The sequence below is a fragment of the Ignavibacteriales bacterium genome (genome assembly GCA_020635255.1).
Taxonomy (GTDB): Bacteria; Bacteroidota; Ignavibacteria; order Tepidaquicellales; family Tepidaquicellaceae; genus JAEYVS01.
In genome coordinates this window covers 941,716-967,558 of record JACKAC010000002.1, presented here as the reverse complement: position 1 = coordinate 967,558, position 25,843 = coordinate 941,716, and the positions used below count along the sequence as shown (strand labels likewise).

The 25,843-nt window shown below is 41.4% G+C and carries 25 protein-coding genes; 12 read left to right on the top strand and 13 right to left on the bottom strand.

Annotation, left to right across the window (positions count from 1 at the left end; genetic code table 11):
* The first annotated feature begins 42 nt into the window (after window positions 1-42).
* The 5 genes from metG to H6614_12245 all read left to right on the top strand — a co-directional run bounded on the left by metG (window position 43) and on the right by H6614_12245 (window position 6,262).
* Window positions 43-2,064: a methionine--tRNA ligase gene (gene metG, locus H6614_12265; GenBank protein MCB9244441.1), complete on the top strand. Its 2,022-nt coding sequence runs from the start codon at window positions 43-45 to the stop codon at window positions 2,062-2,064.
* A 63-nt stretch (window positions 2,065-2,127) separates the two neighbouring features.
* Window positions 2,128-2,907, top strand: coding sequence for a dihydropteroate synthase (folP, locus tag H6614_12260; GenBank protein ID MCB9244440.1), 780 nt, complete (start codon window positions 2,128-2,130; stop codon window positions 2,905-2,907).
* On the top strand, window positions 2,908-5,124 hold the full coding sequence (gene cadA, locus H6614_12255) for a cadmium-translocating P-type ATPase (GenBank protein MCB9244439.1): 2,217 nt from the start codon (window positions 2,908-2,910) through the stop codon (window positions 5,122-5,124).
* Between the two features lie 7 nt (window positions 5,125-5,131).
* A complete protein-coding gene (locus H6614_12250; protein MCB9244438.1) occupies window positions 5,132-5,569 on the top strand; it encodes a heavy-metal-associated domain-containing protein in 438 nt (145 codons plus the stop codon).
* Window positions 5,570-5,572: 3 nt separating this feature from the next.
* Window positions 5,573-6,262: a class I SAM-dependent methyltransferase gene (locus tag H6614_12245; GenBank protein MCB9244437.1), complete on the top strand. Its 690-nt coding sequence runs from the start codon at window positions 5,573-5,575 to the stop codon at window positions 6,260-6,262.
* Here H6614_12245 and H6614_12240 read toward each other — a convergent pair whose 3' ends face one another.
* From H6614_12240 to H6614_12225, 4 genes are all read right to left on the bottom strand, one after another.
* Window positions 6,263-6,970 carry a glycosyltransferase family 2 protein gene (locus H6614_12240; protein MCB9244436.1) on the bottom strand — a complete coding sequence of 236 codons (708 nt, stop codon included), beginning with the start codon at window positions 6,968-6,970 and terminating at the stop codon, window positions 6,263-6,265.
* A 16-nt stretch (window positions 6,971-6,986) separates the two neighbouring features.
* A complete protein-coding gene (locus tag H6614_12235; protein ID MCB9244435.1) occupies window positions 6,987-7,958 on the bottom strand; it encodes an NAD-dependent epimerase/dehydratase family protein in 972 nt (323 codons plus the stop codon).
* A gap of 4 nt (window positions 7,959-7,962) precedes the next feature.
* On the bottom strand, window positions 7,963-9,564 hold the full coding sequence (locus tag H6614_12230; protein ID MCB9244434.1) for a hypothetical protein: 1,602 nt from the start codon (window positions 9,562-9,564) through the stop codon (window positions 7,963-7,965).
* Between the two features lie 105 nt (window positions 9,565-9,669).
* Window positions 9,670-10,890: a T9SS type A sorting domain-containing protein gene (locus H6614_12225; protein MCB9244433.1), complete on the bottom strand. Its 1,221-nt coding sequence runs from the start codon at window positions 10,888-10,890 to the stop codon at window positions 9,670-9,672.
* A 174-nt stretch (window positions 10,891-11,064) separates the two neighbouring features.
* Between H6614_12225 and H6614_12220 the strand changes: the two genes are divergently transcribed.
* From H6614_12220 to H6614_12205, 4 genes are read left to right on the top strand one after another with little or no spacing between them, the layout of a single operon-like run.
* On the top strand, window positions 11,065-12,189 hold the full coding sequence (locus tag H6614_12220; protein MCB9244432.1) for a sigma-54-dependent Fis family transcriptional regulator: 1,125 nt from the start codon (window positions 11,065-11,067) through the stop codon (window positions 12,187-12,189).
* A gap of 5 nt (window positions 12,190-12,194) precedes the next feature.
* Window positions 12,195-12,704: a hypothetical protein gene (locus H6614_12215; GenBank protein MCB9244431.1), complete on the top strand. Its 510-nt coding sequence runs from the start codon at window positions 12,195-12,197 to the stop codon at window positions 12,702-12,704.
* Window positions 12,705-12,717: 13 nt separating this feature from the next.
* Window positions 12,718-14,232, top strand: coding sequence for a glycosyltransferase (locus tag H6614_12210; GenBank protein ID MCB9244430.1), 1,515 nt, complete (start codon window positions 12,718-12,720; stop codon window positions 14,230-14,232).
* On the top strand, window positions 14,225-14,983 hold the full coding sequence (locus H6614_12205) for a CDC27 family protein (GenBank protein ID MCB9244429.1): 759 nt from the start codon (window positions 14,225-14,227) through the stop codon (window positions 14,981-14,983). Before H6614_12210 ends, H6614_12205 begins: the two co-directional genes overlap by 8 nt.
* Here H6614_12205 and H6614_12200 read toward each other — a convergent pair.
* The 9 genes from H6614_12200 to H6614_12160 all read right to left on the bottom strand — a co-directional run bounded on the left by H6614_12200 (window position 14,980) and on the right by H6614_12160 (window position 22,284).
* Window positions 14,980-16,563 (bottom strand): DUF814 domain-containing protein, encoded by a 1,584-nt coding sequence (locus tag H6614_12200; protein ID MCB9244428.1) that lies wholly within the window; start codon window positions 16,561-16,563, stop codon window positions 14,980-14,982. The genes H6614_12205 and H6614_12200 overlap by 4 nt on opposite strands.
* A gap of 105 nt (window positions 16,564-16,668) precedes the next feature.
* Window positions 16,669-17,550, bottom strand: a complete 882-nt coding sequence (gene atpG, locus H6614_12195; protein ID MCB9244427.1) for an ATP synthase F1 subunit gamma — start codon at window positions 17,548-17,550, stop codon at window positions 16,669-16,671.
* A gap of 11 nt (window positions 17,551-17,561) precedes the next feature.
* Window positions 17,562-19,091 carry a F0F1 ATP synthase subunit alpha gene (locus tag H6614_12190; GenBank protein MCB9244426.1) on the bottom strand — a complete coding sequence of 510 codons (1,530 nt, stop codon included), beginning with the start codon at window positions 19,089-19,091 and terminating at the stop codon, window positions 17,562-17,564.
* A gap of 44 nt (window positions 19,092-19,135) precedes the next feature.
* On the bottom strand, window positions 19,136-19,687 hold the full coding sequence (gene atpH / locus H6614_12185; protein ID MCB9244425.1) for an ATP synthase F1 subunit delta: 552 nt from the start codon (window positions 19,685-19,687) through the stop codon (window positions 19,136-19,138).
* 33 nt (window positions 19,688-19,720) lie between these two features.
* Complete coding sequence (atpF, locus tag H6614_12180) at window positions 19,721-20,281, bottom strand: F0F1 ATP synthase subunit B (protein MCB9244424.1); 561 nt, start codon at window positions 20,279-20,281, stop codon at window positions 19,721-19,723.
* Window positions 20,282-20,331: 50 nt separating this feature from the next.
* A complete protein-coding gene (atpE, locus tag H6614_12175; GenBank protein MCB9244423.1) occupies window positions 20,332-20,550 on the bottom strand; it encodes an ATP synthase F0 subunit C in 219 nt (72 codons plus the stop codon).
* A gap of 77 nt (window positions 20,551-20,627) precedes the next feature.
* Window positions 20,628-21,623, bottom strand: coding sequence for a F0F1 ATP synthase subunit A (gene atpB / locus H6614_12170; protein MCB9244422.1), 996 nt, complete (start codon window positions 21,621-21,623; stop codon window positions 20,628-20,630).
* On the bottom strand, window positions 21,620-22,054 hold the full coding sequence (locus H6614_12165; GenBank protein ID MCB9244421.1) for a hypothetical protein: 435 nt from the start codon (window positions 22,052-22,054) through the stop codon (window positions 21,620-21,622). The genes atpB and H6614_12165 overlap by 4 nt, the downstream gene beginning before the upstream one ends.
* Window positions 22,051-22,284, bottom strand: a complete 234-nt coding sequence (locus tag H6614_12160; protein ID MCB9244420.1) for an AtpZ/AtpI family protein — start codon at window positions 22,282-22,284, stop codon at window positions 22,051-22,053. Before H6614_12160 ends, H6614_12165 begins: the two co-directional genes overlap by 4 nt.
* A 443-nt stretch (window positions 22,285-22,727) precedes the next feature.
* Between H6614_12160 and H6614_12155 the strand changes: the two genes are divergently transcribed.
* The 3 genes from H6614_12155 to H6614_12145 all read left to right on the top strand — a co-directional run bounded on the left by H6614_12155 (window position 22,728) and on the right by H6614_12145 (window position 25,299).
* The gene (locus H6614_12155) at window positions 22,728-23,801 is read left to right on the top strand and encodes a hypothetical protein (protein ID MCB9244419.1); all 1,074 of its coding nucleotides are present in this window, start codon (window positions 22,728-22,730) and stop codon (window positions 23,799-23,801) included.
* A gap of 85 nt (window positions 23,802-23,886) precedes the next feature.
* The gene (locus H6614_12150; protein MCB9244418.1) at window positions 23,887-24,300 is read left to right on the top strand and encodes a hypothetical protein; all 414 of its coding nucleotides are present in this window, start codon (window positions 23,887-23,889) and stop codon (window positions 24,298-24,300) included.
* Window positions 24,301-24,312: 12 nt separating this feature from the next.
* A complete protein-coding gene (locus H6614_12145; protein ID MCB9244417.1) occupies window positions 24,313-25,299 on the top strand; it encodes a hypothetical protein in 987 nt (328 codons plus the stop codon).
* Window positions 25,300-25,843: the final 544 nt, after the last annotated feature.

The window sequence follows — 25,843 nt, the reverse complement described above, 5'->3', positions numbered from 1 at the left end:
ACTCCATTTAACAAATCCCCCATTTTCGGTATATTTACCCATATGAGTAATAAAAACAAATATATAGTTACTTCGGCGTTGACGTATGCCAATGGGGATACGCACCTGGGGCATATCGCGGGCTCTATACTGCCCGGCGACATTTTCGTTAAGTTCAAACGCCTGCAGGGAACGGATATCATCTACGTCTGCGGATCGGATGAATACGGCACTGCCATCGAGATGGCGGCTATCCGGGATAATGTCTCACCGAAGGAGATCATAGATAAATATCATACAGCTAATAAAAAGGCGTATGAAGACCTCGGGATGGAATTCGACATCTACTCGCGCACCTCGACGGACGTGCACAGGCAGACCGCGCAGGAGTACTTTTTGAAATTCTATAATGAGGGACTGCTGGAGCAAAAGACAGAGAAGCAATTATATTCGGAAAAAGAACAGAGATTCCTCGCGGACAGGTTCGTCGAGGGTACGTGCCCGGTATGCGGATATGAGGAAGCTCAGGGCGACCAGTGCGAAAACTGCGGATCTTCGCTCTCCCCTCTCGAACTGATAAACCCCCGCTCCAAGATATCCGGTGATACCCCGGTTGTAAAGGAGTCAACTCATTTTTATTTCCCTCTTGGTAAGTACCAGGGCGCGCTGGAGGAATGGATAGATACGAAGAAGGGCTGGAAGCCGAACGTGATAAATTACTGCAAGGGGTGGTTTAAGAAGGGTTTACAGGAAAGAGCGTACACACGCGACCTGGAGTGGGGCGTTCCCGTTCCTATCGAAGGCTTCGACGGGAAGGTCATCTACGTATGGTTCGAGGCGGTTATAGGATACATCTCAGCTACTAAGGAGCTTTTCATCGAGCGCGGTGAACCTGACAAATGGAAGGATTACTGGACCGACCCGGAGACAAAGCTGGTGCATTTCCTCGGCAAAGATAACGTGATATTCCACGCGATTATCTTCCCCGCGATGAACATTGCCTATGGCAACGTAGTACTACCGGATAATATTCCCGCGAACGAGTTCCTGAACGTCGGCGGGCAGAAGTTCAGCAAGAGCAAGGGCGTCGGCTGGATGGTTAAAGATGTGTTAAAGGAAATTCCGCCGGATGTCGTACGCTACGCCATCACTGCAGTTATGCCGGAGAATAAGGACGCGGACTTCACATGGGACGATTTTAGAATAAGGAATAATAACGAGCTGGCGGCGATACTCGGTAATTTCATTAACAGGACGGTGGTCTTCGCGAAGAAGCACTTCGACGGCAACGTTCCGCCCCGGTCGGGTAATGCGGATAATGTGCTGTTGAATGAATTCGCGGTGCATGCAAATTCCGCCGGTGAAAATTACGAGAAGTACCGCTTCAAAGACGCGCTGACCGATACAATGAATGCCGTGAGAGCGGCGAACAAGTATTTTAATGACAGCGAACCGTGGAAGCTGGTCAAGGATGATAAAGAAAAAGCCGCGGACGTTATCAATAACTGCCTGGAAGCATGCTATTCGACCGCGGTAATGATATACCCCGTGCTTCCCTTCACAAGCAGGAAGATAATGGGAATACTGAAGCAAAGCACCGAAGGATTGACATGGGACAGCATAGGAAAGGTAAACCTGAAAGAAGGTACCGAAATCGGCGAAAACGAGATACTTTTCCCGCAAATGGAGGAAGAGAAAACACAAGAAGACGAGTCAAAGGACGTCAAACAGAGTAAGGACAAAGGAAGTCAGCCGGCTGAGGGATTGATCACGATACAGGATTTCGGAAAAGTGAAGCTGAACGTGGGGCAGATAATCGAATGCGAAAAGATAGAGAAAAGCCAGAAGCTCCTTAAAATAAAGGTGAAGGTCGGTGATACAGAGAAGCAGATCGTTTCCGGCATTGCCGAGCACTACAAACCGGAGGAATTAATCGGCAAATCGATAATTGTTGTAAATAACCTGAAACCGTCGAAGCTGATGGGAGTTCTTTCCGAAGGAATGCTTCTCGCGGCGAAGCTGGACGGCAAGCTGACGCTGGTGACCGTGGACAAGGAAATTGACTCCGGCGCGGAGGTGAGCTAGGTGCCGGATTTTAAATACAAATTCGGTGACGTCACGTATGACCTGGCTGAGCGCACATACATAATGGGAGTATTGAATATCACTCCAGATTCGTTCTCTGACGGTGGGAAGTATTTCGATTCCCGATTGAACATGGATAAGGTTGTTGAAGATGCTGTAAGGATGGAAAAAGAGGGCGCGGATTTTCTGGATGTGGGTGGTGAATCCACCAGACCGGGTTCGGAGAGCGTGAGCCTGGATGAAGAGTTGAAGCGTGTAATCCCGGTGATCGAAGCGCTTAAAAAGAATGTCGGCATTCCCCTCTCGATCGATACTTACAAAAGCGCCGTCGCTGATGAAGCGTTGAAAGCGGGCGCGGTCATCGTGAACGACATAAGCGGGTTCAGATTCGATGAAAAGATGCCGGAGATAACAGCGAAGTATGATGCGTCCTGCGTATTGATGCACATAAAGGGAACACCAAAAAACATGCAGAAAGATCCCCAATACGTTGACGTTGTGAATGAAGTATATGATTACCTGGATGAGTCGATCAAGATAGCGGAAAATGCCGGGATCAGGCAAATAATTATTGACGTTGGAATAGGGTTCGGGAAAACACTCGAACATAATCTTGCTCTTATAAAAAACCTGGCTGTATATAAGGAGCTCGATCACCCGATATTGATGGGGCTATCGAGGAAGAGTTTTATGGATAAGATATTCCCGACTCCTATTGATGAGAGACTGGAAGGAACAATTGCAGCAAACTCCGTCAGCATTGTAAACGGAGCGAACATAATACGTGTCCATGATGTTTTAGAGAATAAGAAAGCTGCCCGGGTGGCAGATAGACTGAGATAAATGAACGATTTACAAAAAATAGACCTGGAAATTGACGGGATGAGTTGTGCAAGCTGTGCGGCTAGCATTCAGACATACCTCTCCAAAACCGATGGAGTACAGAACGCTTCCGTGAATTTCAACTCCGAGACCGCTAGCATAGAGTATTCCCCTAAGTCAATTTCCCTCGACAGCATAAAGGGTATCATAGGTCAGCTGGGATACAGTGTGATAGATACGGAAGATGACGAGAAGAAAGAGCAGGAAAAACAGATCGCCCTAAAGAAACAAAGGAATAAGATATTCATTACGGTTGTGCTGGCTCTTACAGTCATGTTCATCAGCATGCAGGGGCATTTTGGATTTCTCGACGTTATCTCCATTCCATTTACTGTATCACTCATAATACTCACTATTCTGACCAGCATCGTTGTGTTCTGGTCCGGAAGCAAGTTCATCAAGGGCGCATATAACGCCCTCAAATCCGGCACATCCAATATGGATGTATTGATCGTGCTTGGAGTGCTTTCATCATATATCTACAGCCTTGTTATTGCTGCTAATCACCTGCTTGGATTAAATATCGAAGCATTGAGTAACTCGCACGAGGTTTATTTCGAGACAGCTGCTATGATCGTGATGTTCATTATGATCGGCAACTATCTCGAATCGACCCTCAAAGCGCGTACTCAAACCTCGATTAAAAAGCTGAAAGGTCTGCAGGCTAAGACTGTTATTGTAATCAGGGACGGGAAAGAAATTAACGTCCCCTTTGAGAAGGTGAGATTAAACGATACAGTCATTATTAAATCCGGCGATAAAATACCCGTGGACGGTGTCATTGCTGAAGGAAACGGCGTACTTGACGAAAGCGCAATGACCGGCGAGAGCTTACCAATTGAGAAAGGTAAAGGTGATAGGGTGTTAAGCGGCTCCATTTTAAAAAGTGGATTCATTAAAATATCAGCGGAAAAAGTCGGCAAAGATACAATGCTCTCAAAGATCATCGACATGGTCAACGAAGCATCCAATTCCAAACCCCAGATACAGCGCCTTGCTGACAGGATTTCTGCTGTATTTGTTCCGCTTGTGCTGATTATTGCTGCTGTCACATTTCTTGTATGGTATTTCCTTGTGAGTGTCCCCTTCGGAAATGCGCTCATATACTCTGTTGCCGTTTTGATAATTGCCTGCCCGTGCGCGCTGGGACTTGCCTCCCCTATGGCTGTTGTGATAGGCGTGGGCAGGGCTGCGGAAAATGGTATTCTGTTCAATGACGTCGAAGCCATCGAAAAGCTGAAGAAAGTGGATACATTATGCTTCGATAAGACGGGAACACTGACCAGCGGTGAAATGAAAGTTAAAGAGATAAAGGCTCTCAACGGCATCCCGGAAAACGAGTTAATACGTTATATATTCTCCGTCGAGAAGCTGTCGAACCATCCCATCGCGAATTCTATAAACACATTCGCAGTCGAAAAGAATATCGATCCTATGGATGCATCCGGCTTTAGTAACGTTGACGGGAAAGGCGTGAAAGCTGTCGTTTCAAACAAAGAGGTACTGATCGGTAATACTGCGCTTTTAACGGACAACAACATTCCTTCGGTAATACAGGGAGAGCGAGGAAGCCTATATGTTGGTATAGACGGAGAACTTGCAGGAGTGATACAATTTGAAGATACAATAAAGCCTGAAGCCATTTTAGCAGTTAGAGAATTGCAGGAATCAGGTTATGAGCTTATCATGCTCTCCGGTGATAACGAAAAGAATGCAAGAAAAATAGCCGATGAAGTTGGGATCGGTAATTATTACTATGACGTACTTCCCGATGAAAAACAGAAGATCATTACCCTCTTACAATCCCAGGGAAAGAATGTTGCCATGATTGGCGATGGAATAAATGACGCTCCGTCTCTGGCAAAAGCAAATGTCGGCATAGCTATAGGAACAGGTACAGATATTGCGATAGATTCTGCGGATGTAATTCTTGTAAAAGGAAACCTGGAAAGTATTTACAAAGCTATACAGCTCTCAGGAAAAACCGTGCGGGTGATCAAGCAGAATATTTTCTGGGCATTCTTTTATAATACTGTGGCAATACCCGCAGCGGCAGGCGTACTTGCTCCGATAGGGATAATTATAAGCCCTGTCATAGCCGCAATGCTTATGGCATTTAGCGACGTAGTTACGGTAGTAGGTAATTCAATGAGATTAAAATATATGAAACTTAAATAATAAGAAGATGAAAGCAATCACATTAGCATTTGCACTCGTATTCGGTTTGTTCCTTTTCTCGTCATGCAATAAGACGAACGAAACAAAACAAACCGCCGGGAATGAGACAAAACAAACCGGGCAACAGGAATCAAAACAGGAAGAAGTTAAATCCCAGGACGAAATGACATCAAAGGAAAAAGCCGGCGAGGAAACACAAACGAAAGAAGTCAGCAATAAGGACGCAAAGCTTGAAACAGCTTCATTCAAATGTGAAACTATGACATGCACAGGTTGCGAGCAGACCATCACCAGCAAAGTGAAAAAGATGGACGGGGTAGAGGATGTAAAAGCTGATTACAAGACAAAAAGCGTCGAAGTGACTTTTGCGTCAAATAAGACCAGCAAGGACAACATAGCTAAAACTATCGAAGCCAGCGGTTACAAATGTGAAGTAAATAACTAATACATGCCTGTAGAAAAAGTTGATTTTGACAATTACGCGTCGGATTACGATAAGATATTAAAGGAAGATCTTGAGTTTTTCGGGGAGGAGAATTCTTACTTCGCCGATTATAAGATCAAGATCATAAAAGATACTCTTACATCGAAACCAAAGATGATCCTTGACTACGGTTGTGGTATTGGCAGAAATATTGGCTTTTACGAAAAATACTTTCCCGATTCGTCCATCTTCGGATGTGACATTTCACAAAAGAGCCTCGACATTGCAAAAAAATCTAATCCCGGAGCAAATTTTTTTCTTATCGATGATGAAAATCTCGGGAAGTATGCCGGGCAGTTTGATGTAATTTCCATATCATGTGTTTACCATCACATAGAGCCAAAACTGCGCGAAGACACAACAGAAAAAATTCATTCTTTACTAAAACCGGGAGGTTCTCTCTACATTTTTGAGCACAATCCAAACAATCCCGTAACACGCAAGATAGTCCGCGACTGTGTATGGGATGAGGACGCGATACTACTACCGGCAAAAGAATCAGAAGCGCTCATGAATAAAGCAGGCTTTACGATCTCAAAAAAACAATACACAATATTCTTTCCAGCTTTTCTTAAAATATTCAGACCTTTAGAAAAATTTTTGGGGTTCATTCCGTTGGGAGGACAATACTACCTTAGGGGAGAAAAAAAATAACTACTTCTTATTCTTCTTTGCCATTTCTCTTTTGTACTCTTTCCTATATTCGAATATTTCTCTTATAGTCCTCAATATAACTGAAGGTCTTGCGCCCGTAGATATTCCATCCAGTCGTGGAAGATGGACTACACCCACCTCCGTCGTTCTGTAATCCAAAAGTTTCGCTTTCAACATTATTTCAGCATCGATAAAAGCATCGATCGAATTGATCTTTATCTTTTTGAATAGGTCAGCCTTGAATACTTTGAACGCGCAGTCAATATCCCAGTAATGTATATCGAATAAAAGCCGAAGCAGGTAGTTGTAACACAATGAAGTGAATTTTCTATAAAGGGAATACTGTTTTTGTTTCCTGTATCCGACAACGATATCGGTAAAAGGAATCAATGCTACAAATTTCCGCAGGTCCTCGAGATCGAACTGGTTGTCACCATCTGAATAAAAAACGTAATCCATTTTAGCATTCATAAACCCATCGCGCAGTGTAGCACCATACCCCATATTTTTTTCATGGTGAATTACCCGGACTTTTTCATATTTTTCCGCTAGCTCGTCTGCCACTTCCCCCGTTCTGTCCGGACTTCCGTCCTCGATGATGATAACTTCGTAATCCTTCAAATTCATAGACTCGATGACTTCGACAGTTTTATCCACAACCTTGGCAATATTACCCTCGTCGTAGTAAGCTGGGAAAAAAGCTGTCAATGTTATATTTTGGAAATCAAAAAGGGACATCAGTGGGTGGAGTGTTGTTATAATTGTGAAACATATACTCGTAAGTATTTCTTATTCCATCGGTAATGTCGGTCGACGGATCCCAGTCGAAGGCTTCTTTTGCCAATGTATTATCCAATATACTCACCGGAACATCGATATTTCTGCTCTCAGTATAGTTTACTATAGCCTCCTTACCGGATAAACTACTGATGATCTCGATAATATCATTGAGCGAATACCCTTTTCCGGTGCTTACATTAAATATTTTTGCATCGGTTTTCCTGGCAATTGATTTTGCTATTACTTCCACTGCATCTTTGATATAAATATAATCCCTTGTAATACTGCCGTCACCCCATATCTCTATCGGCAGATTATTAATGATCCTATACATGAATACGGCGATAGCTCCCTGTGAAGCAAGTGGATTTTGTCTCTCCCCATATGGATTCGATAATCGAAAAACATAATAATCCAGCCCATAAAGTTTATAATACATGTACAGGTATTTCTCGATCGTTCGTTTGATTATACCATAAGAGACGATTGGGTTGATAGTATGTGATTCCTTTACCGGGATTTCTTCAGGGATACCATATACAGTACCTCCGGAAGAAAGAAATACCACTTTACGCATCTTATTTTTCCTGCATTCATCGAGTAAACGGAGTGACGAAAGCAAGTTAGTCTCCGCATCATAAACAGGATTCTCGTTAGAATTGGAAGGAAGTGTAGAGCTTACAAGGTGAAACACATAATCAATATCGGCGAGCGATCTTTCTATATCTACCTCATTATTAAAATCCCCTTCGATTATCTTAATATTGTCTATAATATCGGTGAGATTCTTTTGTGAGAAATTCAACTTATCAAAAACAGTCACATTATAACCTTTATTCAGCAGGTTCTCACAAAGATGCGATCCTATAAATCCTCCGCCTCCGTATATAATACAATTTTTTCCTTCTCTGCTCATTACACTATTTTTTTTCGAATATAAATGCACCGAGTCCCCGGTTATCCCAGAGTATCTGATTGACCAGTTTATACGATGAATCCTGCTGCAGCTTATCGACATTTATGTCGTTCCCCCATTCCGGTCTATAACCATAGTGTGTATCCCAGATTATTATTGAACCCGGAGGAGCAGACGGCAATGTACCCGATTGTATCGGCTTAAACTTAGTAACATTATCCTTATACTGTTTAGAAAAGAAGCTTAGCATAGAATGATTTGTCAGGACTTCTTTACCGTCGATCTTATAATTATTATCAAGATATTCAGCGGCTTCCTTTATCTTTAGATTTTCAGGAGAAAGCTTCTTAGGCTCAAAATTGAAATACAAATAAGCCAGCGACAGTAATATCAATACAACCGACATATTGTTAAGATATTTCGTTTTGGTCTCCGACCACAATAGCAGTACCAACACCATTATCGCAACGATAAAAAGGAATTTAGAATATTCTGACTGATCCTTAATTGTAAACCCGTCTGTCGTATGAGAAAGGAATGCCAAAACCAGTAGCGCAAGCACACCTGTAAGTATAAAGAATGTTCTGCGGAAACTTTTACTCGCAATATTATTTAATCCTATCGTTGCAAATACAGCACAGACCGGCGATATGTGAAGAAGGTACCGCCAGTTACCCGGATTCGGACCGTCATTAAACATCGTCATCAACTGAACGGCAAAAACAGAAACAAACATTACATACAGGAGAAAATATTTTGATATGTAGCTCTTATACTCACCGGGTTTTTCCAGAAAGCCAAAGAAGCCTGAAAGAAACATTGTAAGTGAAACCGGTCCGACTATAAATACATAAACCTTGAAATAGTGTAGGAAGCCCTGCGATTTATATGCTAAGCCTGCCACCTTTTTCATTTCCGTAAGCACATACATAATATCACCCGTATGTATAAAGCCGAGCAGATTGTATATAGCCGGGAATACAAAAAGAAGTACTGCCGGTACATATTCCTTCTTTCGTATAAATATTATAGCCAGTATAATTAATACGATAGCAATTTCCTGCCTTACGGTGAATATATACCCGCACAATAGCGCGCTCCATATATAATGTTTCTTCTCATACAGCGTAAGAAAACCTACTATACACAGAGCTGTGAATATCTCCGAGTATGATCTGAACGACAGGTCGAAAAATAATGGCTGGAATGCCAGTATGATCGCTCCAAAAAATGCGTAGTTGATCTTATATACCCTGATCAAAAGATAGGTCAGGTAGACAGTTAGTGAAGCGATTAAAGAATTTACTATTAAAACCGTATCATAGCTGAATAGAGCCGGGATCACCATAAATATCTTATAACCCGGTTTTGGGTTATTCCCCAGTATCACCCATGGATCATTCCAAAATTGAAGCATATTGAGATACTGCGCGATCTCATCATCTTGGTAAAACCCGACAGAATACTTACTTGAAATAAAATATACTATCGTGAGAATGGGTATGATCAGCCAAAAATACTTGCCGATAACGGTATTCAGATCCGTTACATTTTCCTGTACCTTCGGTTTTTTTGATATAGGTTTCTTTTTGGGGGCTTTAGCCATAAGTAAACAATATATTTATTACCATTTTAAAATAAAATTGAATAAATCTAACAAAAAAGGTCTCTGTATAGAGACCTTTCCAAAAAGCTCATATTTAATAATATGTTATTTAACTAACATCATTTTCCTAGTTTCTGTAAAGCTGCCGGAGTTAAGCACGTAGTAGTAAATTCCGCTGTTTAGAGCCGAAGCATCGAATTCATACTCGTAGGTTCCCTCCTGCAATTCCGATGACAGAAGTGTCGCTATGTTTTTGCCAAGTATATCATAAATTTTAAGCGATGTAAAACCTGATTTCGGAATATCGAAACTTATCTTTGTAGATGGATTGAATGGATTTGGATAATTTTGCGAAAGGTTATATCTTTCCGGTACTGATGAGCTTATCGTATTTAGATTTGTAACATTATCACTATGGATCACCGTTCCGTTTTCCCCGACTGCCCAGCCCTGCACTCCGTTTACTCTTATAGAAAGATAATCGCCGTTTACAGGAACAGACTGTTGAACCCAATTTGTTCCCCCATTTGTTGTTCTAAGTACCAATCCATCTAACCCTGCCATCCAGCCCATTTGATCATTCGCAAATACTACTGACCTGAATGTTGTAGAAAAACTGCCGAACTCGTAATCCTGGTGAAACCATGTTGAACCGCCGTTCGTGGTTTTAATAACACTATTATAATCACCTGCTGCCCAACCTGTGTTTTCATTGATAAAGTACATCGAGAAAGATGTAGAGACTGTTCCCGATGTCTGCGCAATCCAATTATCACCTCCGTTAGTTGTTTTGAACAATTTCCCATATCTAACTCCGGCCCATCCTGTATTTTGATTCACAAAATATACAGAATAAACCCAGGGTTCGACAAGGCTGGTTGCCCAGGTATCTCCGCCATCAGTAGTTTTCAATACTCCATTATCGCCGACTACCCAGCCGTAATTCCGATGAATAAAATAGACGTAAAATAAATTACTGCTTGTGCCGCTCGATTGGAGTACCCAGTTTTGTCCGCCATTAGTGGTCTTTATGATCCTTCCGCTATGCCCGACAGCCCACCCGAGGCTCCCGCTAATAAAGTAAACATGGTGCAGTAGAACTCCTGAAGGATTACTTTGACTTTGCCAGTTGACTCCGCCATTTACGGTCTTAATAATAGTCCCGTTGCTGCCAACAGCATAGCCTGTATCCGGTTTAGGAAACGATGCGGACCATAAATAATCATAAACTCCGGTTGTTTGGATATTCCATGACTGTGAATAAAGACAGGTTGAAAATATAAATAGGATTAATATTCCTATTGCGGTAGTAGTTGCTCTTGTCATTTCTCTTACCCTTAATTTTAAATGTTTTAAAATTTGGGAGCTTCCCTAAATTACTAAAATTTCAACTAATATCAAATTAAATTTTGTTTTACAATACAATACTTACCTAAGGAGTCCCCCTATTTATCTTTAATAACCTGTCCATTAATGCTATATTTGTAATTATTTAATAATATGAGATATTTGCTTTTAGGCGATTCCGTACAGATAAAAGAACTAAACGAGACCATAAAACAGGTCGCGCCGACCAATATCAGCGTCTTGATAACAGGTGAGAGCGGAACTGGTAAAGAAGTTGCTGCAAATGCGATCTATAAACTCAGCACACGAAAAGACAAACCGATGATCACTGTTAATTGCGGCGCTATCCCGGAAGGGATCATTGAAAGCGAGCTCTTTGGTCATGAAAAAGGCGCGTTCACCGGGGCGACCGACAGCAGGCAGGGGTATTTTGAAACAGCCGATGGCGGTACGATATTTCTGGATGAGATCGGTGAAATGCCATTATTGACACAGGTAAAATTATTGAGAGTGCTCGAATCAGGCGAATTTATGCGTGTTGGAGGTTCTAAGAAAGTTAAGGTTGACGTCCGTGTCATTGCCGCAACGAATAAAGATCTTGCAAAGGAAGTTCTGAATAAAAATTTCAGGGAGGATTTATACTACAGGTTAAAATCCATCAACCTTCATATCCCCCCGCTTCGTGAACGCAAATCCGACATCCAGGTCTTATTCGATCACTTTGTAAACTCCTTCTGCAAATCCAACAGCATCTCATTTCCGGGTATAGAAGATGATGCAATGAACTTTATCATTAATTACCACTGGTCGGGAAATGCGCGTGAACTTAAAAACTTCATAGAAAGTATAATAGTATTGAACCAGGGTGGCGTGATAACCCTTTCCGATGTAAAAAAACATTTACAGCCCGAATTGCAATTGCCGGGTTCATCACTTCCCGTCGTGTTGAAAGAAACTATGGATGAACCTGGAGACTACAGAAGCCGGGAGATACTCCTGAGAGCATTAGCTGAAATAAAGTCGGACATAATTGACCTTAGAAATTATATCTACACTGTAGAATCACGTAAAGGATCCGGTAACGGAAAAGCCGATGACTTTACCATCCCCAAAGAAAGAATGAACAGCATGAACTTCGACGAAATAGAAAAGGAAGTTCTCCACTACCTGCTCAAGGAGAATAACTGGAACGTCAACCGGGTTTCGGACATACTGGACCAATCACCAAGGAACATTTACCGAAAAATAAACAAGTATAATATCAGGGAAGAAGAATGACACGGATGAATAGATTAATATTGGCTATATTGCTTCTTATCGGCGTAATTTTAACACAAAGCGGGTGCAATTACGGGTTCAGAGGCAAGAACCCGCCTAAAGGCATCAATACATTATATATACCGCTTTTTGAAAATACGAGCAATTTTTCGGAAGCCGACATAAGAGAGAATTTTACCGAATCACTGAAAAATAAGATCGTTGCGGACAATACGTTCCTTCTCGACAGCAAAGAGGGCGCAGACGGTATGCTGGTATGTAACATTGCCACAGTAACCGATGAACCCCTCGTTATTTCCGGCGACGAGACCGTAACAAAAAGAAAGATAACTATTACTATCAGCGCCGATTTTCAGAATTTAAAAACCGGTAAACAGATCTGGCAGAAGACCTTTAATAACTTCGGAGAATACAACTCCCCTTCCGGGAGCTTTTCCGAACGAAAGACCGGGATAAACGAAGCAATTGACAAGATCACGGAAGATATCTTAAACGATCTAACATCCAACTGGTAGCAATCATCATTACATGGCAATCGAAAGCGTAATACTTACAATATATATAGTTGCATTGACGATCTTGTTCTTATTCGGAGCGCATGGCTATACTATGATATATTACTATATGAGAACGTTTAATAAGCGCACCGATGATCTAACAATGGAAGACCTCCACCTCAAAGAATTTCCCGTAGTTACTATCCAGCTCCCTATGTTTAATGAACGCTACGTATCCACCAGGCTCATCGATTGCTGTATCCGTATAGAATACCCAAAAGACAAGATAGAATTCCAGATACTCGACGATTCCACCGATGATACCACAGAGATCATCGCCGAACATATTAAAAGATACCTTGCTCAGGGATATGACATAAAACTCCTTCACCGAACCGACAGGACCGGCTACAAGGCAGGCGCGCTAAAAGAAGGACTTAAAACCGCGCGCGGTGAGTTCGTTGCTATCTTCGATGCAGACTTTATCCCGAGGAAAAAATTCCTTCTACGCACGCTCCCTTACTTCTACAAAATAGAAAAGCTCGGGCTCGTGCAGACACGATGGGAACACTTGAACAGGGAGTATTCACTTATCACTAAAACACAGGCCATGGCTCTGGACGGTCACTTCGTCATAGAGCAGGCCGTCCGTAATAGAGCAGGGTTCTTCATTAATTTCAACGGCACAGCCGGCATCTGGCGTAAAGAATGCATCTTCGACGCAGGTAACTGGGAGGCAGACACTCTAACCGAAGACCTCGACCTCTCCTACCGGGCGCAGATGAAAGGATGGAAATTCAAATATCTTATAAATTTCACATCACCCGCAGAGCTCCCCGCTGAAATAAATTCCCTCAAGTCCCAGCAGTTCCGCTGGACAAAAGGAGCAATAGAAACAGCGAAGAAGATCTACCCTAAAGTCCTTCGCTCAAAAATGCCTTTCAAAGAGAAAGTGCAGTCATTCGTTCATCTCTGGAGCAATCTCGCTTACCCGTTCATCCTTTTATGTGCGCTTCTACAGATTCCGATACTATTAATCAAACTTGGCGGTGATTATGACGGCACGTTTAAATTTATGTCCATCTTCGTCTTTGCATTCATCGGCTCATTCCTCTTTTACCTGTATTCGCAAAAAGACGTCTACACCGATTGGCAGAAAAGAATAATATATTTCCCGCTCTTCCTTGCCGGAAGCATGGGACTCTCCGTGAACAATACCAAAGCTGTATTCGAAGGCTTAATAAACAAAAAATCGGAGTTCGTACGTACCCCAAAGTATAAGATCACCTCACAAACGGATAAATGGCATGATAAGTCGTACCAGATGAAGAAGATACCGTTCACATCGTATATTGAGGCATTAATGGGGCTGTACTGCGGTGCTGGAGTGGTACTCGCCATAATCCATGCCCAGATAGCCGCAATTCCGTTCCAGCTGATGTTCACTGCAGGTTTCAGTTTATTGGCTTATCTTTCAATTAAGCAGGTTATTATGGCAAATAGAATTATTTCACAGAAAATGAAACTCGCCGGATCACATGGATAATCTCGACGGCTACATAGAAAACCTTAAAGCGTCGCTCAATGAAAAGGTGTTTTCACCCGTCTTCATCCGTCTTGCTAACGTGTACTTCCTCAATAAGCAGTATGAGGCGTGCATATCTGTCTGTAAAACCGGGCTTGAGATTTACCCGGATTATTTGACCGCGCGCGTACTAATGTTAAAGTCCCTGCTTAAGCTCGGACATCTAAACGAAGCAGAAAAATGCTTCAACGACATCGAAAGCAAAATAGCAAACCTTCCCATTCATGCAAAGTTTAAGGAAAGCCTTGTCAAACTAAGACAGGAGCCAAACCAGGAGCGTATCTTTTATAATTTTGCGAAAGAACCCTCGCTTAGATTCGACGACAACAAAGATTCAGTGATGAATATAATAGGAAAGTCACGCCTAAAATCCATCGAAGTGAAAGACGACAACCTAAACGAACTTGAAAGGAAGGTAAACAGGGATAGGTTTGAAAAGATGAAGACAAATTTTGATAACGCATCACTGGTTCTCCATAGTTCAGGTAACGCGTATGACAACACGAAAAAGCAGGAAGCAAAAGAAGAACTGTTTGGCAGGATAAAAATAGTTACTGAAACACTCGCGGACATTTACGCTCAGCAGGGTAACTTCAAAGAAGCCTTTAACGCGTACAACCTTCTCCTTCGCGCCGGTACACCAAATAAAAAACGCATCGAATCGAAACTGCTCGAGCTCGAGCGCATTAACTTCGCCGGCGAAGAGAATTAATCTTCCGGTAAACCCGGTCTCACATTCACAACCTTTTCCCTTTGCATTATCACAGTCCCCGATTTAGCTCCCTTGGGTTTCTTTACGTGCTTCTTTTCGCAGTAAGCTACCGGGACCACCGATGCGTTCCTCGCCTTGCTGTAATAAGCGCTTATTGCAGCCGCTTTTTTGATTATCTCCTTACTTACATCATCCTTTTTATTACTTACCTTAAGCACCGTATGCGACCCGCTCGCCCCCCTCACATGGAACCATATGTCGTGTGGAGCTGAGTATTTTGTCGTTAATAGATCATTAGATACACTGTCCTTACCTACCCATACCTCATACCTGTCATTCAAAACAAACTTCCTGAACTTGCTCGTCTCATCCGGTTTCCCGCTCTTAATTACATCTTTCTCAAGTTTCTTTATCTCCTTCAGATCCTCAATCCCTTCAAGCCTTTCCAATTCCGCCTCCAGCTTCTCTTTCTCCTTTGCGAATTTCTTCAGTGACTTCTCCACGTCTACTATTGCGTTCTTCTGTTTCTTATATTTCTCAAAATACCACGTGGCATTTTCCGCCGGTTTAAGATCCTTTTTCAATTTTATCTTTACTTTCTCATACGTAACCGGGTTGGTTACTTCCAGTACCTCATCCCCTTCGTTGATCTGTCCCAGGTTTGCAAGCACCAGGTCGCCGTATATCTTGTACCTGTCGGCTTTTTTGAACTCCACGACTGTGTTATTCAGATTATCGACGTTGTTTTCTATCCTCGATAGCTCTTTCTTAACCTTACCAATCTCACTTCCCAAAACGTCCTTAGCCTTTTCTTCCTTATATCTGAACCTGTTCTGATGATCTATAAGTTCGTTTATACTATCGAATTGCTTTTTACTGTACCCTTTCAAATGCTCCAGCTCCGCCAGCGATGTCCTCACATTGTCATCCATGCTGTAAAACAAATAAACCGGATTATCAAATCTCCTTCTCAATGCTGTAAACTCCTCGTCTATAACACCCTCATTCCCCTCTGACGGATCATCACCGTCCAGCCCCGTTTTAAAAAGCACCTCCTTCTGATACAAGTTTCCGAAATCAGCGTACCTCGTTTTAATATAATCTTTAACTGTATTAATATCCTTCGAAACGTGTGTTTGCTTTTGCGGGAAAATCTCATTCACATCCTTTTGCAATACCTCATTCCTGTTCTTAAACGCATTTACCACCGATCCGTCCTTCACCACGAAGCAGTTGTACAGCGATCTTATAAACGAAAACAATACTTCACTCCCTCCGGACATGACTATTCTTATTATCCGGTCATCATTAAAAAGCCCGATACTCTCCACTCTAGCGTCTGCCAGCTCTGGAAACAGCTCCGCCACATTTTTCTTAGCCCTGGAATAATTCTCCCTTAGAACAATGCTCTCCGCCTTTTTCGCTATCGAGTATTCAAGGAATATCTCCTCACCGGCTTTCGAAAATGCCATTACCAGCTTCCCCTTCTCCTGCGTAAAAGCCTCCTCCAGCTCGGCTCCTGCAAGTTCCTTACCCAGGTAATTCGCTATCTCTCTTATATGAAAATAATTTTTATCCACTCGTTAATTTAATTATCCTCGATTATAAAAGTTACATAAAACAAAAAAACCAACCCCGAACCAGACGGAATTGGCTTTTCTGCTTTTATTAACCTAGTACCTAATTTAAGCCTCTTTTAGTGCTTCCGCTCCTCCTACTATTTCAAGTATCTCCTTCGTGATCGCTTCCTGTCTTGCCCTGTTAAACTGGAGTTTTAAATTCACTAATAACTCATCCGCGTTTCTTGTCGCGGTTTCCATAGCTGTCATCCTTGCTCCCTGCTCAGCCGCGTTCGATTCCAGAAGCGCTTTCCAGAACTGTGTCGCCAGCTTCCTCGGGATAAGGTCGTTAAGTATCTTCTCTATGCTCGGCTCATAAATATAATCTACATTAGCCTTCTTCTCTTCACCGTCCCTTTTCTCGTCGGTCAGCTTATCGCTTCCCAGCGGAAGGAACTGCTCCCTGGTCGGGATCTGCCTTACCACTGACTGAAATTCGTTAAATATTATGTCCACTTTGTCAAACTTCTTGCCGAGATACCCGTTCACAAGCTCGTTCACTATTTCCTGTGATCTCTCTACTCTCAGATCGCTGAATAGATCGGATATTCCTTTTATCAGGTTGTACTTCCTGTTCTTAAAATAATCATTTGCCTTTTTACCAACTGCCATTACCATGGTATCTTTGCCGAGCTCGTTTATGTATGTTGAGGCGAACTTGAGCAAATTGGAATTGAATGATCCTGCCAGTCCCCTGTCCGATGAAACAACCACTACCAGCCTGTTGCTGACAGAGCGTTCCTCCATAAGCGGATTCACTATCTCAGTCGAAGCGTCTACCAGGTGGTTCAGAAGTTCGTTTATCTTATTAGCATACGGGCGCGCCATCGTAATTCTTTCCTGTGCTCGTCGCAGTTTCGCAGCCGCCACCATCTTCATAGCCTTGGTGATCTTCTGCGTATTCTGAACTGCGGTTATTCTGCCTTTTATTTCTTTTAATGTAGCCAACTAGATCCTTTTTATGCTGTTTGACTTATTGCAGATGAAAATCTTTCCGTGAAATCTTTCAATATTGTATCAAGCTTGCCTTTTGTCTCGTCGCTTATCTCTTTCGATGTCTTTATCGCATCGAGAACATCCTTATGCAGACTTTCCATTTCATCTAAGAAATCCGATTCATACTTCTTAACAAATTCTACCGGGATGTTATCGAGATATCCGTTAGTACCCGCGAAGATGATCGCTACCTGTCTTTCTACAGGCATCGGTGAATACTGCTTCTGCTTTAGAATTTCTACCAGTCTCTGTCCTCTTGTTAACTGCTGCGTCGTTGCTTTATCCAGGTCTGAACCGAATTTTGCGAATGCTTCCAGCTCCCTGAACTGTGCCAGCTCGAGCCTCAGTGTACCCGCGACTTTCTTCATCGCCTTGATCTGAGCGCTTCCGCCTACCCTGGATACCGAGATACCTACGTTAATAGCCGGCCTTACACCCGCGTTAAAGAGGTTCGGTTCGAGGTATATCTGACCATCTGTGATCGAGATCACGTTGGTCGGGATGTATGCGGATACGTCACCTTCCTTTGTCTCGATAACCGGAAGCGCCGTAAGGCTTCCTCCGCCGAGATCGTCTGAAAGCTTTGATGCTCTCTCGAGAAGTCTAGAGTGCAGATAGAAAATATCACCGGGGTACGCTTCACGTCCCGGAGGCCTTCTGAGTAGAAGTGATACTTCCCTGTAAGCCGCCGCCTGTTTTGAAAGGTCATCATAGATAACCAGCGCGTGCTTTCCGTTGTCCCTGAAATACTCTCCTAGTGTTGCGCCTGAATATGGTGCGATGAACTGCATCGGTGCCGGATCGGATGCCGTCGCAGAGATTACTGTCGTGTAATCCATTGCGCCTGCAGCTTCCAGCGCTCTTACTACCTGCGCCACCGTAGAACCCTTTTGACCAATTGCAACATATATACAATATACGTCTGTATCTTTCTGGTTAATGATAGTATCGATAGCGACAGCGGTCTTACCCGTCTGCCTGTCTCCGATGATAAGCTCCCTCTGTCCTCGTCCGATAGGGATCATAGCGTCTACCGCCTTCAAACCTGTCTGCAGAGGCTGATTAACCGGCGCCCTTTGAATAACACCGAGTGCTTTCCTTTCTATAGGAAGGTAATTATCCGTCTTTATCTCGCCTTTACCGTCGATAGGCTGCCCCAGAGGGTTGATAACCCTGCCCAGCATTGCCTCTCCAACAGGCATCGATGCGATTCTTCCGGTCCTTTTTACCATGTCGCCTTCTTTTACCAGTGACGAATCACCGAAAAGAATACAACCGACGTTATCCTCTTCGAGGTTCAGCGCGATCCCAATAACACCGTTCGGGAATTCGATGAGCTCACTTGCCTGGCACTTCGTCAGACCGTAAACCCTCGCCACACCGTCACCTACGTAAAGGACGGTACCGACTTCATATATGTCCAGTTCCTTCTCAAATCCTGTTAACTGCTTAAGCAGGATATCTGATACTTCATCGGATTTTACATTAACCATTTTTATTAACTCCTTTTGGATTGCCCTTGCGGGCGGTTTATTTTTTAGTTCAGGGCTATATCACCTTCTTTAAAACGCTTCCTTAAGATCTCGAGCTGACGTCTGATACTTGCGTCCAGAATTACGTCCTTTATTTTCACGATAAATCCGCCGATGAGATTTGGGTCCACCTTAAAGCTTAGCTTGCTGTTCAGTTTCGTGTAGCTGTCTATCTTTTCCTTCATCTGCTTCTTTTCGTCATCGGTTAGTTCCACTGCTGAAGTCACGTCCACAGACACGATACCGTCTTTCTCGTTCTTTAATTGCTGGTAATCATGCAGTATCTCAAGTATGTGCGCGTCCCTGTGCCTCTGTATCAGTAGAAGCATGAAGTTCATCGTTAGCCTGGAAACTTTCCCTTCGAAAATCTCCTTAACAATGGCTTCCTTCTTCTTTTGGTCTATGATCGGGCTTTTGAAGAATAGCTCTAGATCACGGCTTGACGTAATTACATCTATCACACCGTCGACGTCGCCGGAAACTTTGTCCAGCTCGCCTTTTTGCTTAGCTTCTTCGTATAAAGCTGTGGAATATCTTCTCGAAATCCTTTCGAACATTTTAATAAAATTTTACTTTAACTTTTACCGGTACTAATTATTCGGGACCTTGGTCAAAAACTCATCGACAAGCTTCTTCTGCTTGTCCTTGTCCAGTGACTCCGAAATTATCTTTTCTGCTGCCTCTATTGCTATGTCGGAGATCTTGTCTTTCAGATCGTCCATAGCCGAGTTCTTCTGTTGTTCTATCTCTGCCTTTGCCTGCTCGATGATCTTCTTAGCGTCTTCATTGGCTTTCTGCTTCATTTCTTCACCCAGTTTGTTAGCCATTTCCTTAGCCTGGTTTATTAATTCCATCGACTTGGCGTTGGCTTCTGCGAGGTTCTTCTTATTCTGTTCGATAAGGTCCAGCGCTTCCTGGTTTAGCTTCTCGGCGTTTTCCAGTGAGTTCTTTATGGACTCTTCCCTCGAGTTAAGTGCATTCAGTAGAGGTGTCCATGCTATCTTTCTCAGTAAAATGAGCAGAAGCACGAAAATAATTATCGTCCATATTATGAGCCCCGGGTTTACCGAAAGCAATGAAGGCTTTTCATGTCCTCCGTCCTGGAGGAATACCAGCAAATTGTTAAATAGTAAAGTCAGGTAATAAGCCATGATAATCCTGATTTAAAATTGTTTTAAAATAGGTCGCGTATCTTCCGCTATTACTTAAGCGCAAGAAGAATACAAATAACAAGTCCGAACAGTGCAACACCTTCGATAAGCGCTGCAGCAATGATCATAGATGTCCTAACTTCACCGGTTGCTTCTGGCTGTCTTCCTGTAGCTTCCATAGCTGAAGCAGCTAATCTGCCGATACCAATACCTGCGCCGATTACTGTTAAGCCTGCTCCGAGTCCGGCTCCTAAAAATGCAAGATCCATTTTAAGTTCTCCTTTACCCTCCGTTTCGCGGGGGGAATTTTGTTAAATGTTTTAAAATATTATTACAAAAAACTTTTCTAGTGATCCTGGTGCATTGCCATGTTTACATAAAGCGTCGCAAGCATCGTAAATATGTATGCCTGCAGCAATGCTATGAATATCTCAAGACAATATATAAATAGCGCGAACGGTACTGCGATCACAGCGCCCGCGTATGATAATATGAATATCAAACCTATCAATGAAAGTATAATGATCGAACCAGCGGTTATATTTGCGAATAACCTCATCAGCAGTGAGAATGGCTTCGTGAACAGTCCGATAAACTCTACCAGTATCATGATCGGCAGTACGAATACCGGGATTCCCGGAGGAATAAGCCCTTTCAAATATCCGCCCACGCCGTTCTTCTGCATTCCCTTTATCTGCGTCAATACAAATGTAATGATAGCCAGCGATGCGGTAACGTTGATATTCTTCGTCGGCTGTACAAAAAACGGTATCAATCCAAGCAGGTTACAGAACATTATGAAGAAAAACAGTGTGAGGAAGAATGGCAGGAGCGGGAGTCCGCTCTTTCCCATATTAGGAACTACTATATCATCCCGTACGAATACCACCAGTACTTCCACCAGGTTACCCAGCCCCTTCGGAGCTTTGTTCTTGGAATTTATTCTTGCCGCGCTCGTCATTACTATTATCAGTAATATCGATGCAACAACCATCATGAATGTCATCTTTGTAGGTGAAAGGTCTATGGTGAGACCGCCGATGTGTATGGCGGGGATCTTTGGTAATGCTAACTTGCCCAGGAAATAAAAATCTACGTAATCGTGGTCGGTGATCTTTTCTATAATATCAAGCTTGTCCTCTTCCTCTTCATGCTCTACTTTGCTCGTTCCTTCCTGGTGCTGTTCGACTTTATCTTCGTTCGGATTATTACCGTGTTCATCCTGCGCGTAAGCGTTCATTGACGGCACGGAAACAACCGCCAGCGTTACGGCAAATAGTATTAATAGTAATTTCTTTCTGAATGTGTTAAAAAGATCGGGTAAAATATTTATAATTCTCAATCTTTTGAATTATTTGGTTTCTCTAATTGCTGCTTCCCCGGGATTAACTTATCTTTGTTGGGGAAGATGTACAACATTTCGAGGATAAGGAACAAGAAGTAGAATATAAATAGAGACATCACAAAATTAACTTCCTCGAATTTAAAAACTGCGAGTCCAAGCGCTACATAACCTGCCATTATCAATATCCTGGCAAATAAACTCCCAAGCAAACGGGAAAAGAAAACCGGGTTCGTCTTATCCAGACCTGATATCACTACCCATACTCCTATCAGAACATTTAACACCGTGAAGACCAGGTTTGCTATCACAGCCGTTATGTCCGTCGGCTGTCCGATTCCCTGCATTATTAAAATGAATACTACGGAAGCTATTATTCCTGAGATTATCACGTAAACCGAAAACTTTACATAGCCGGCTGGTATATTCAAATCTTCCTATCCTCTTTTACGTTCTGATCGGTCTTCTTACTCTCCTTCTCTTTCCTTGAAAGGTCCTGTATCGTCAGGAAAAAATTATAAAATCCCCCTCCAAAACCAAGAAAAGTAAAGACAAGCATAAGAACCGGTTTAGTGTCGAATACCCCATCCAGCCAGTAACCTATAAAAAAGAATATTACTATCGTCGCTGCAAGCTGTATTCCAAGCCCCGAATACTGCATTGTCTTGGAATCCGTCTGTATCAAGGGTTTTGACACTATCTCCCTGAAAGAACTTCGTTTATTCCCTTCCTCTGATTTCATCCTGAGGGTTAAATAAACAAACCCAAAATTAGGCAAAACCCTTTTGAAAAGCAATCCAGTAAGCAGTGGTTACGGTGAGTATCTTTCTAATAAACCGGAAAAATATTGCTTTGTTTAATATGTACTTTCAAACATGCACCATACAACAAAAATAAATAAAAGAGTCCCCATACTGCATTCCTCGTTTTGCAACAATTACACCTCAATATTTCTGCGATTTTATCTCTTATTAGAGCATTTCACGCAAATCATAATATCAAAACCTGCAACATAATCGTCCAACCTTCTTTGCTAAAATTTAGAAAAAAAAGTATAATCACCAAATAGAAGTGTAATGTGATTTATAAATAAATTTTCTAACAATGAATTTAATAAATTCTGAAGTAATAGATATAATACTGGTTTTGTCATTTACATATTTTATTCTCTCCTTTGTTTCATCTTCAATTCTGGAGTTAATGTATAGTATTTTTAATAGTAGAGGAAAGTTACTAAAGGAGTTTATTTCAAAATTACTTAATGGCAAAGCGGAAGATACTGCTGTAGAAAGATTTTATAATCATCCTCTAATAAAATCTTTAAAAGACTCTTTTTTTAAGATCAAAATCAACTTTATCCCTTCAAAGTATTTTGCAAAGGTCTTGCTGGATATTTCTAATATTAATAGAGCTAATATTAGTGAAAGTGCGAAAAGCTTGGCAGAAAATGAAATACTAAGTGCTGATGCAAAGAATCTGATTGAATATTATGTAAAGGAAGGAAATGATTTTTTAAGCGCTGATGACTTTAAGAACTTAGAAAACCTATTTCCAAATGAGTTAATTGATAAATATGCTATTGCCCAAAATGGTCTGGAGAAATATTACGAAAATGCAATGAAAGGATTGGAGGAATCTTTTAAAAAGGGATCAACAAAATGGATATTAATAATTGCATCATCTATGATTTTATTCTTTAACGTTGACACAATAAAAATCACTGAGACCCTGTATTCCAATAAAAAAGAATTAACAGAAGTAACGAATAAAGTTGTGAAGTATCTTGATAACAATAAAATCGGAAATTATGATTCCGTTTCAAATGTAGATTCAGTATCTACACTAGTTAAAAAAGATTCGACCTCCATTACACAGGATACTGTTAAAAAGGATTCAATCAATAAAGATACAACAAAAAATGGCGTTGACGATCTTGGAAATTCAATAAAACAACTGGACAGTTTACATACTATAATTACGGATCTAGGTTCACTGGGAATTCCCTTAGGTTGGGATGAGAAATGGAAGGAGCAGGACTTTTTTTCATTTTTAATTAGAAAGATAGCTGGTTTACTATTAACAATTTTCGCCGTTACAATGGGAGCCCCATTCTGGTATGATATAATGAAAAGGTTAATAGGAGTAAGAAAAAGCCTAAGCGAAGAGAAAAAAGGCTAAGAAATTTAATAAACAAATTTACATAATTCAAACTAAGTTTTGCAAATCTACTAATTGCTTATTCTAAACCAAATAATAAAAGAGAATGTCACAAAGAATCTGTATAATTGACCCCCTTGGAGGAAAATTAAAAATTACATTTCAAGCAAATGATTTTTTAGCTGCAGCCATGAATTGTAAGATATTAAAAAAAAATGAAGATGGGAATTATGATGTAGTTAGCAAGTGGGACATGAAAAAAACCGATGAGTCTAAGGAATATAATTTTACAATAAATTCAAACGAACTTCATGGAAAATATCTCCAAGTAGGTATAAATATATGTTCTTTATCAAACCAGCTAAATTATGGGAGAGCAGGTTATATCTTAAGTCAGGACGGTGTACAATGCAAAATTACAAAGGAAACCTTATGGGACATCGAAGACATTCCTTTATGTGAATCAGGAAATGTAACCGAATTACAAAGAAGTATTTTATTTGCAAATATTCCTGTATAAAAAAGAAAAATTATGAAACAAAAATTTATTATTCCCTTAATAGTTATTTTCATCTTGATAGTCTTTAACAATAACGGAAATTGTCAAGATTCTTCAGTTTATAAATATATCCTAGACTATAATGTACCTCAATCACCAGGCTTTACTGCATTAGGAATTGCTCCGGAAAAGATTCAAACAGGAAGTGCATCAAAACCCATTATAGTTAGCATTCTTTCTAACTTTTTTTCTAGTGAAAAAGTAGAGCCCGGGATTGCTATTGATTTTTCACCATATTTACTGGGAATTAGATTAAACAGCATAAAGGATTATGGAAAGGACAACCTTGCAAGGATATTAATTAATACGCTACTCTCTGTTGCCACCGTGCAGAGTATGGAGGACACTAATTCTTTAGCATATGGCATAGGGTTTAGGAGTACCTTATGGGATTCTCATGATCCCTTACAACATCCTGCAATCATAGATTCTATCGAAAAAATATTAAATCCTGAAGCTTCTAATATACTCAAAGATTCTGATCAAAAAAAAGAGGTTAAAGGTTTGAAGGAAAAATATAAAGAAGTAATAGAAGAAGTACGTAAGGCAGGGGGGAATGCTTTATCTTTTGGATATGGTTTGAGTGGGTTATTGAAAGGTGGGATATTATCTTCCGATAGCATTGTTGTTTCAAATCATAATGTTTGGACTTCATTTGTTCAGTACTCTGATAATTTTAATTTTTATGCAACATATCAGGGTAGATTTTCTAGTAATGATAATCCGAAAAATATTTTGGGAATTGCACTCAGAACTAATAACCTATCAGTGGGTTTAGGTGGTGAGCTGATATTTAACTTTCAAAAAGAAAATTTTGAAGGAGGAATAGCTGCTGAGGTTGGAATAATTACAGGATTAAGTTCTGTATTAGCTATAAACATTGAAAATGTTACCGAAAATAATGAAAACCTTGCAAAAGCAAAGTTGACTGCAAGTTTGAAATGGAATATTGGAAATTAATATAGTATTATCAGATTCACGAACGAATAATAAATAAGCAAAATCCCCCCTTTTACAAAGGGAGGACTAAGGGGGGTTAAAAAAAGTATATATACGCATCTCCGTAGGAGTCCTTCGGACTAACCCGTTATCCCTTGCACTCCCACCCCACCTTGTCATCCCCGCGTAGGCGGGAATCCAGACCAGTCACCTCTCAACGTTGCTAAACACATTATTCGCTCTCAGTACCTCACACGACCAACACAAAAAAAAAGTATAGATACGTATCTAACCCTTTCTTCATTTAAACTATCTTGACTTCACATTATTTTGCATTGGTTATTCGAATAACCAGTTCTTTAAATAGAACCGGTATTTACGGCAGGAACGGTAATATCCGCGCTCCGCGGTGTTCTGTTTGTCTAACTTGCATCGCTTTCACTGTTGCTTAAGTAAAGATTGTCAATGTCCTAGGTCGCTAGGCGGGCGGGACCGCTTGATCACTTCTCTTCGAAGGGTCTCTACCGGCAGCATAAGCTGTCCCTCGTGCATAAATTGTGAGAGG